The 9,098-nt window shown below is 67.9% G+C and carries 6 protein-coding genes; all 6 read left to right on the plus strand.

The annotated features are described in order from the left end of the window. Window positions 1-368 precede the first annotated feature (368 nt). Window positions 369-1,646: a type I-U CRISPR-associated RAMP protein Csb1/Cas7u gene (gene cas7u, locus WMJ97_RS13070; RefSeq protein WP_347349440.1), complete on the plus strand. Its 1,278-nt coding sequence runs from the start codon at window positions 369-371 to the stop codon at window positions 1,644-1,646. Continuing rightward, window positions 1,646-3,193, plus strand: coding sequence for a type I-U CRISPR-associated protein Csb2 (gene csb2 / locus WMJ97_RS13075; protein WP_347349441.1), 1,548 nt, complete (start codon window positions 1,646-1,648; stop codon window positions 3,191-3,193). The genes cas7u and csb2 overlap by 1 nt, the downstream gene beginning before the upstream one ends. Beyond that, on the plus strand, window positions 3,186-5,954 hold the full coding sequence (cas3u, locus tag WMJ97_RS13080) for a type I-U CRISPR-associated helicase/endonuclease Cas3 (protein WP_347349442.1): 2,769 nt from the start codon (window positions 3,186-3,188) through the stop codon (window positions 5,952-5,954). The genes csb2 and cas3u overlap by 8 nt, the downstream gene beginning before the upstream one ends. A 5-nt stretch (window positions 5,955-5,959) precedes the next feature. After that, entirely contained in the window at window positions 5,960-6,871 is a 912-nt protein-coding gene (locus tag WMJ97_RS13085) for a hypothetical protein (RefSeq protein WP_347349443.1), read from the plus strand. A gap of 113 nt (window positions 6,872-6,984) precedes the next feature. Then, a complete protein-coding gene (locus WMJ97_RS13090) occupies window positions 6,985-7,638 on the plus strand; it encodes a hypothetical protein (RefSeq protein ID WP_347349444.1) in 654 nt (217 codons plus the stop codon). After that, window positions 7,635-9,098 (plus strand): CRISPR-associated endonuclease Cas1 (cas1, locus tag WMJ97_RS13095; protein ID WP_347349445.1); only part of this gene is annotated, 1,464 nt, incomplete at its 3' end. The genes WMJ97_RS13090 and cas1, both read left to right, overlap by 4 nt.

The following is a 9,098-nucleotide window of genomic DNA, read 5'->3' on the forward strand; positions in this document are numbered from 1 at the left end:
TTCATCGTCGCCAAGCACCGCAACGGCGCCACCGATGTGATCCCGGTGGCGTTCCAGGGATCCTTGAGCCGCTTTGTAGATATGCAGCGGTAGAGGCTTGTTGTCCGAGGACAAAGATCGTCCACGGGACGCACGCCCGTCCCCAACAAGGGCACCCTGGGCCGGCTAAGAGCTGTGCGGGATAGGAGGAGACACCGCCGTGCGCTCGCGGAACTTTGGCGACGCGCTGTCGTGGCTCCTTCATCTCGCCAACGCTGCATGAGAGCCTCCTCATATAACAACTTGGTTTCGCTTCCGCCGCCAGCGCAGGCGGCGGAGACAACGCGTCCATTGCGCTCGATCTCGACGACCAACGGAAGGGTCCGACCATGGCCACTCTCGACTACGCCACTCTCCGATCCGCAGCGGAGGGCAGCCACGTCGCCCTGCGGTGCCGCACCGAACTGCAGCCCGCCGGCGGCCCCGGCGACAAGGTGTTCCCGTCAACGTATGGCGTCCCCGCTAGCGCGAAAACGCGATACGCCACCGAGACCTATCGCGAAGATGGCGTCGAGAAGCTCCGCGTCCTGCTGAGCTCGGTCGCTGATGGGGCAAACCGTCACGAGATGGCACTCCTCGAAGCGCTGGCAGAACACGACGTCGCTTTCCCGAACCCCTTCGTCGACTTCAGCGTGGACGAGGAGCTGGTGGATCTCGGCTCAATCTCCGCGCTCCAGGCTCCGCATCGTCTCGCCGACGCCATCTTCCGTGATTCGCTTCTCGACGGAACCTTGTTCCGACTCAGTGATCTGGGCCGCCGAATCACGGACGCCACCCCGAACGCCGCCACGGCTCTTTTCCTGGCCAATCCGGTCGCGCTGCTGATGGGCATGTGGGACTCGACCGGGCCCAAGGGCGGTCTTGGCTCGAAGTTCCAGCGGGCGTTCGTTTCCGAAATCGTGGGGTGGGACGCAGAACTGGGCGTCAAAGTGGGCAGCCGCATCGACCCGCTCCAGATCGAACGTGCCGCGGCCGTGGTCTACGAGCACGCCGACCCCGATCAGGGCTGGACGCTTGACCCCGCCGAGGCTCGCCGCGAGAAGGGGAAGCTTGTCGCGGTTGGCTCTAAGGGCGAGCTTGGGCGGCCGTCCGCGATCAACCATGGCAACGTGACGCCGTCGATCGACGAACAGGCCGGTGGAGTCACGATCCAGAAGGCGGTCCAGACGACCGTCCTGTCGCTGGCGGCCCTGCGCAAGCTGCACTTCCCCACGGACGCTGCCGGCAACGCCCTTTCCGGCAGCGATCGGCGCGGGGCGGAGGCTGCTGCACGCACGGCCATCGCGGCTTTGGGCGTCGCCGCGATCGCCTATCAGCGTGAACACGACTTCGACCTGCGCTCTCGCTGCCTCCTCATCCCCACCCACCAGACTGTCCTCGAGTTGCTCGCGCGTGACGGCAGCGAGCCGCTGGCGTTCGAGGTCGAGACCGCTGCCGCATCATCGCTGCTGGCTGAGTCTGCGCAAGCCTGCGCAGACTACGGGCTCGCTTGGCCGACCGAGCCCATCCGCCTTGAGCCGACCCCCAAGCTCGTCGAACTGATCAAGCGCAGCCGCTCGCAACTGCGAGAGCAGCCCGCTGACGCGGATGTGAACGAGGGTGTCTGATGCTCGCCATCGAGGTCGAGTTTCTGACGGGGCGCTACGTCGCCGCGCAGCATGACGACCGTGACGCTGCCGAGTGGCCTCCGCATCCGGCGCGGTTGTTCTCGGCGCTTGTGGCGGAGTGGGGAGCCGCCCCAGAGCCTGCGGAAGCCGAAGCGACCCTCCTGCGCGAGCTAGAGAAGCTAGGGCCGCCACTTCTCGTCGCCGAGGAAGCCCAGCACCGCGGCACTGTCACCCACTATGTGCCCGTCAACGACACCTCCCTGGTCGGCTCGAAGCTGTGGTCGCGGTGGGAGAAGGCCGAGCAGGCGCACGCCACCCTCGCCGAACCTGGTGCGACAGCTCGGGTGCGCGCGAAGGCGTCCCGCGACCTCGCGAAGGCGAAGGACGTCACCTCACTCATCACCGGCACGCCAACGGGCCAGACCGCCGAGCTCCTGCCGGAGCATCGTCCCAAGCAGGCCCGGACGTTTCCGTCTGTGACCTTGACCCCGGGCCCAGACGGCCGCTGCACCGTGACCTTTCAATGGCCCGACGCCCACCTGGCCGGCGCCGAACGCCTGGCGCTCGACGGCCTGCTGTCGCGTGTCACGCGCCTGGGCCACACGTCGTCGCTGGTGACCTGCCGCGCCCTAGCGATAGACGGAACTGAGCCGTCGTACCGACCGGCGGCCCGGATGCTCGCCACCCATCGGCTACGCACGGTCTCCGAGGGCCAGTTCGAGGCGCTCGTCGGCGAGCATCACCGCCACAGAGGGAGTTCACCACGCTCGCTTCCCTCCACCATCACGCCTTACACGATCGAACGTCTGGGCGCCCAGAAACCTCCAAGCGCCGCGACGTCTGGCACGTGGGTAACATACGAAGCCGCACCACGGCTGAGCGGACGTGCCCTCGCCAACCTCACTGGGGCGGTGCGGGCGGCGATCGAAAGCTCCGTTTCCGCAGAAGACTCTGCGGCGGTGCACGAGGTACTCGTGGTGGGGCTCCCCAATGTCGGACACCCCTACGCCACCGGGGATCTGTTGGGCGTCGCAGCCCTGATTCCTCGAGATAGCAGCCGGGCGGACCGCGACGCAGCCCTTCGGGGCATCGGACGAGGCCTCGGTGACGTCGCCGCCGTGCCCGTCGGGGCGACGTGCGTGGAGGTCACACGGCGAACGGCCCCCGATCTCGCGACGCTGACCCGGGAACGGTGGTCGGGCCCGGCCACCACCTGGTTCACGGCCACACCGCTGGTGGTGGCGGGGCACCCCGCTCGACGACTCTCAAACGCCGGCTTCAACGCGTGGACAGCGGGCTGGATCGCCGAATCCTGCCATCGAGCCGGTCTGCCTACCCCGGTCGACGTGGCGGTGTCGCTCGATCCACTCCTTGCCGGCGCACGTCCCGTGCGGGCTTATCCCCGCGTCGCCCACGAGGGCCGCGTCCGTCGGCTGGTGCATGCGCGCATCGCGTTCCCGAGCCCGGTCCTCGGGCCTGTTCTGGTGGGTGGCGGACGCCATGCCGGCTTCGGCCTGCTTTTCCCTGGAAAGGATGACCGTGCCTGATATTCGTGGCGAGTTTGAGGAGTTCTTCCTGGAGGCGTGGGGAGTTCGCCCTTTCAACTGGCAGGTCGACCTGGCTGAGGAGGTCGTCGCAGAGGGAGGCTGGCCGGACGTCATCGATCTCCCAACGGGGGCAGGAAAGACGTCGGTGCTCGACATCGCCGTTTTCACGTTGGCCCATCACCCCGCCCGCATGCAGCGACGGATCGCTTTCGTCGTCGACCGACGAACCATCGTCGACCAGACGGCTCGCCGGGCCTTTGACTTGGCCGATCGCCTGAGCAGCGCCGAGCGCGCGGGCCGGGACACGGCACTCGGCCGAGTCGCTCGGTCGCTGGCTGCCCTGTCGGGCACCGGCGTCCCGCTCGACACCGGCCGCCTGCGCGGCGGGGCCGCCGCCCCGCCAATAGGCCCGAGCGAGTGGCTTCGCTGGCCCGACCAGCCGGCCGTCATCGTGTCGACCGTGGATCAGTTTGGCTCGCGGATGCTCTTCCGTGGGTACGGGGTCTCGCCCGGGATGCGCTCGGTACACGCGGGATTGACCGGGATGGACACGCTCGTCCTGTTGGACGAGGTGCACCTCAGCACAGCGCTGGTCGACACGCTCGATGCGGTGCAAGCCGCCCAGGCCACGCATCCGTCGCTGCCGGGGGCTCGTCCCCTGCGTGTCGTGCAGATGTCGGCGACGCCAGTGGGGGAGCCGCAGCAACGCTTCCCGGCTAGCCGGAGTCTCATCGAATCAGATCCGGCGCTCGCCCCGCGGATCCTGGCGCGTAAGAACTGCCAGTTGGTACCGCGCATCGGCAAGCCGAAACAACCAGCCGAGCAAGCCTGGGCGGCGGCGGCCCCCCAACTCGTCGACCGTCTCGGACTTACCGACGGCGTCGTGGGAATCGTCGTCAACCGTGTGGCCACGGCTGTCGCCGTGAGCGCCGCTCTTCAAGCCCACGGCCTCGAGACGGCGCTCGTCACGGGCCGCATGCGGCCCTACGAGCGGGCCACCGTCGATGCCACGGCCGCCCACTGGGCAGACCCGGCGCGAGAGGAAGCCCCCGGGGTTAAGGTCGTCGTGGCGACGCAGTGCATCGAGGTAGGCGCCGACTACAGTTTCGACGCCCTGATCACCGAGATTTGTCCGCTGTCGTCTCTGAAACAACGGCTGGGACGCCTTGACCGCCGCGGTGAGCGCGCCGCGTCCGGTCGCCCGAGTTCTGCTCTCGTCGTGGCGACAGTCGCTCAGCCCGATCCTGATCCGATCTACGGCGATGCGCTCAGCGCCACGTGGGTCGCGTTGGAGACCCGCTTCGCGGGCTCGGTGTTCGACGGGGGGCCGCTGTCGAACGACCTCGCCCACCTTGGGCCCGATGTCGATGTGCCTCCCACGCGTGCCGCCGTCCTGATGCCCAGCGACCTGGAGGATCTCGCCGACACGAGCGCCGGGCCCTCCCTCAGCGAGAAGGTTGACGCACTCCTCCACGGTTTCCGGGAGCCGAACGCCGACGTGAGCCTCGTCTGGCGCTTCGACGTCGCTCCGCCCGCTCCCGAACCCGGCTCAGAGCAGATCGAGCCGACCGAGTGCATTCTCACCGCGCTGCCCGCCTTCCCTCCCGAGAAGCTCGACGTGCCCGTCGTCGCGGTGCGTCGTTGGCTGGCTGGGGTCCAGGCGAGCCCGGTCGCCGATGTGGACGCGCCCGCGGACTCGTCGACGGACGCATCATCCGGCCGGCGCGCGTGGCGCATGGATGAGGGGCGGGCCGTGTCTGTCGGAGCGACCGAGCTCCACCCTGGTGACGTCCTCTACGTCCCGTGCTCATACGGCGGGCTGAGGGGCGGCGCGTGGGATCCCACGGCGACCACGGACGTTCCCGACGTCGGCGACGAGGTGGCTCGGGAACTGAATTGGGTGGCGCTGCGGCCCCGCGATGATTCGCCCTGGCGCGTGCCGGATCTCGATGAGGAATCCGCGCCCGGGACGCGAGCGGCTTTCGCGGCCGAGGCCGCCCGCATGACAGCAACCACTGCCTCAGCAACAGCCACAGTGTCGACGCAGGACATTGTGCTGTACGGCGACCGGTGGGCCGTCGTCCGACCGGGGATTCGCGCGCTGGACGGTCGAGACGACACCAACTCGCACCTCGGCGTCCGCGTCAGCTTGAGGGATCATCTTCGCGGCGTTGGACGGACGGCCCGCCTGCTCGCCGAACGGTGCGGCCTGCCAGAGGCGCTGGCATCCGACCTGGAGCTGGCCGGGCACCTCCACGATCTCGGCAAGGCAGACGATCGCTTCCAACTCAGCATTGTTGGCGATCCCGTGAAGCTGGCGTTGGAGCCCGAGTTGATGGCGAAGTCCGGACACCACCGGCCGCACCGCCGGACCGGGGACCCAGAGACCGACTACCCCCTTGGGACGCGCCACGAGTTCCTGAGCGTGGCGCTGGCAGAATCCAACCTTTCGACGCTGGCTGATGCGCACGACCCGGACTTGGTGCTGCACCTCGTGCTCAGCCATCACGGCCAAGGTCGCCCCTGGCCCGTCATCGTCCCCGACCCGAGCCCCCGTCTGGCGTACGTCACACACGAGGGGTTCGCCTTGGAGGCGTCCACTCGTCTCGCCGACGACTTCGGGGCGGTCGCCTGTCAGCGATTCGAGCGGCTCGTTGCCCGCTACGGGCATCACGGGCTGGCATGGCTCGAGGCAGTCTTCCGGCTCGCGGATCACCGCCGCAGCGAAGTAGAAGCCGCGCCTGAGGAGGTGGAAGCATGAGTCCCGTGCCTCTCGACGGGCTGGATGGCCGCAACCCGCTCGCCTATTTCGCGGCACTGGGATGCCTGTCCGCAGTCAGTCGGATGCTGCCCGAGCGGGATGTGCAACTCAGTTGGCGCCCCGGTCCCCTTCCCCGGCCAGTCCTCCACGGAGACGGCCTTGACCCGGACGAGGTCGTCCGTCTTCTCGACCGGGACCGGGTGGTGTGGCACGGCGCCGCCGCGTTGACGTTCGACGGGTTGAGTGATGTGAAGCTGGACGCCGACCAACAGCGGCGCTATCTGGAGGCGTGCCGCAACGCGCCCGATCAGGGCCGTAGCGCAGCGCTCGCTGCCGCTCTTGTGGCGGAAGGCGCGTTCGCGTCCACAAGCGGCGGCGGTAAGCCCACCGACCTCCACTTCACGGCCGGAAACCAGAAGTTCCTTGTCATCGCACGCCATCTGCAGCAGCACGTGACGGAGGCGGACCTTCGCGAGGCGGCGTTCGGCCCCTGGCGTTACGGGCGATCGCTGCCCACATTCGGCTGGGATCTCAGCGACGACAGGGTGTACGCCTACGGCTTCTCCGACCCGGCCAAGACCACCAAGAACACAGTGCCGGGGGCGGATTGGCTGGCGCTCGTCGGCCTCTCCGCCTTCCCCGTCCGCCGTGCCGCAAACAGAGCGATTCCGCCGGGAGCGTCAGGAACCTGGAAAGTGGGTCTCTTCCGCTGGGGCGTGTGGGAGGTCCCGCTGACCTGGGGCGCAGCACGGGCGCTCATTCGGGTGGGGTTCGAGGCGCGGCAGGCAACGGCCATTCACGCCGGTGTTTTCCGCATCTACTCATCGCGCATCCGCCGCTCAGACCAGGGTGGTTACGGGTCGTTCTCGCCGTCCTCCGTCGAGTGGGACGCGAGCGTCGCAGGGCCTCCTCAATGACACCCCCGCCACCACCCCACCGGACGCCCCCGAACGACCGCGCGCCAGCCCGCGTGGAGGCAGTGCGATGGCGGCTTGACGCACCACAAGGCTTCCACCGGCGGAACGCTGTTTTGGCCACAGACCGCCTGCGCAAGATGGTGGTCAACGGCTTGGATGTGTCCCGCGACCCGGAGGATTTTCTGTTGGAGGGCCACAATCCCGATGCGCAGACGGCGGCACGGTGGGGGCTGCACGCGCACGCGCATTGGCTGTGGACCGAGCGTGAAGACCAGATTCTCGATCTCGCCCTATGGGTTCCCGCCGGGCTCGCGGCGGCTCAGGTCCGGCGCGTCGCCGCGGTGACGGCACTCCCAAGATACGAGTTCGAGCCGCCCGGCTACAGCGGCGGGCAGGTCCATCTGCAGGCGTTGGGCTCGGCCATGAGCGTTCTGGCCGACCTGGGTGCAGGAACGACCTCCCGAGTGTGGAGTTCTGCCACCCCGTTATTGACCACATGGCATCTGAAGAAGGGGGATGCGTGGGGCGATGTGATCCGACGCTTCCTAGATCGTGAGCTCATTCTGCGATTCGGGGACGAGGCAGCCGCGGTCGTGCAGGTGGAGATCAGCGAGACACGCGACTACCGGACGCGCCGGTGGGACGCGAAGTTCCCCGCACATCCCGCCTTTGAGGTCAATCGACTCGTTACTGATCGCCCGGTGGCGGCGCCCCTGTGCCTGGGCTCGCTCAGTCATTTTGGTTTCGGGAGGATGACGCCGGCATGACCAACGTGGTGGACTTGCCGGAACTCGTGCCGGCACGCATGGTCAATGAGTTCGCGTACTGCCCCCGCCTGTGCTATCTGGAATGGGTCCAGCAACGCTGGGAATCGAACGACGACGTTGCCGAGGGGCGCTTTCGGCATCGCTCGGTGGACGCCAAGGGGGGCGTCGCACCAAGCCCCGACCAATCGGGGCGGCCGGCGTCCACGTATTCAATGGCGCTGTCCGACCCTGGCTGGGGCCTGACGGGGGTCATCGACCGGGTCGATTTCGTCGAGGATCGCGCCATTCCGGTTGACCTGAAGAAAGGCCGCCCTCAACGCGAGGGGACGCCGTGGCCCGCCGACCGCATTCAGTCATTCTGCCAGGCGGCCCTCTTGGAGGCGGCTGGCTTCCGGGTGACGGAGAGCCAGTTGTCCTACGCCGAAGGCCGCACCAAGGTCAGCGTGCCTTGGAACGACGATGCCCGCGCCGAACTGGCGTCGGTGCTCGCCGACATGCGCACCAGGATGGGTCGTACGTCGGCCCCGCTCCCCCTCATCGACGACCCGCGCTGCCCGCGCTGCTCCCTCTCAGGCCTCTGCCTTCCCGACGAACTCAACGCCCTCTTACACCGCAGCCATAGCAAGGCGCGGCGCATTCTGCCACGCAACCCTGACGCCGCTCCGCTCTATGTCGTCGAACAGGGCGCTGTCGTCGGGGTCAAGGGCGGTCGCGTCCGCGTCACGCATCAGGGGGAGGTCCGCGCCGACGTGCGGCTCATCGACGTACTCCACCTGTGTGTGCAGGGCCACGTCCAGGTGACGACGGAAGCCCTCACCCGTCTGTGGAGCGTCGGCGCCCCGACGCTCTGGCTCAGCACCGGGGGCTGGCTCAACGGCTGGTCGCAGGCCCATCCGGGCAAGTACGTCGACCTCCGTCGCCAACAGGTCGCCCGGGCAGTGCAAGGCGGCACGGTCGCAGCGCGCATCATCGAAGGAAAAATCCGGAACCAACGCACACTGCTCCGACGCAACGCCAAGCGGATCGTTCCGCCGCCAGCGATCTCGAGCCTCAAGGAGCTTGCATCAGCCGCCGCCACCACCGATAAGACGGCCACGCTCCTCGGGCTGGAAGGCACCGCGGCCCGAATCTACTTCGCCCACTTCGCCCACATGCTCTCCGATCCGACGTGGGCGCGATCATTCCAGGAATCCGGCCGGAACCGGCGGCCTCCCACTGATCCCGTCAACGCCTTGCTCAGCTTCTGCTATTCACTGCTGGTCAAGGACTTGGTGGTCGCCTGCCTGAGCGTCGGGCTCGATCCGTACCTCGGCATTCTGCATCGGCCACGTTTTGGACGCCCATCGCTCGCCCTCGACTTGGCCGAAGAATTCCGACCGCTCGTTGCCGACTCAGTCGTGCTGCAGGTGCTCAACAATCAAGAGGTGTCTGCAGACAGCTTTGTTTCGCGCAACGCTGGG

The organism is Nigerium sp. (assembly GCF_039811905.1).
Taxonomy (GTDB): domain Bacteria; phylum Actinomycetota; class Actinomycetes; order Propionibacteriales; family Propionibacteriaceae; genus Propioniciclava.

What these genes read in the sequence shown, in the direction of transcription:
- cas7u (WP_347349440.1), top strand. Translation starts at nt 369, where the DNA reads ATGGCCACTCTCGACTACGCCACTCTCCGATCCGCAGCGGAGGGCAGC.
- csb2 (WP_347349441.1), top strand. Translation starts at nt 1,646, where the DNA reads ATGCTCGCCATCGAGGTCGAGTTTCTGACGGGGCGCTACGTCGCCGCG.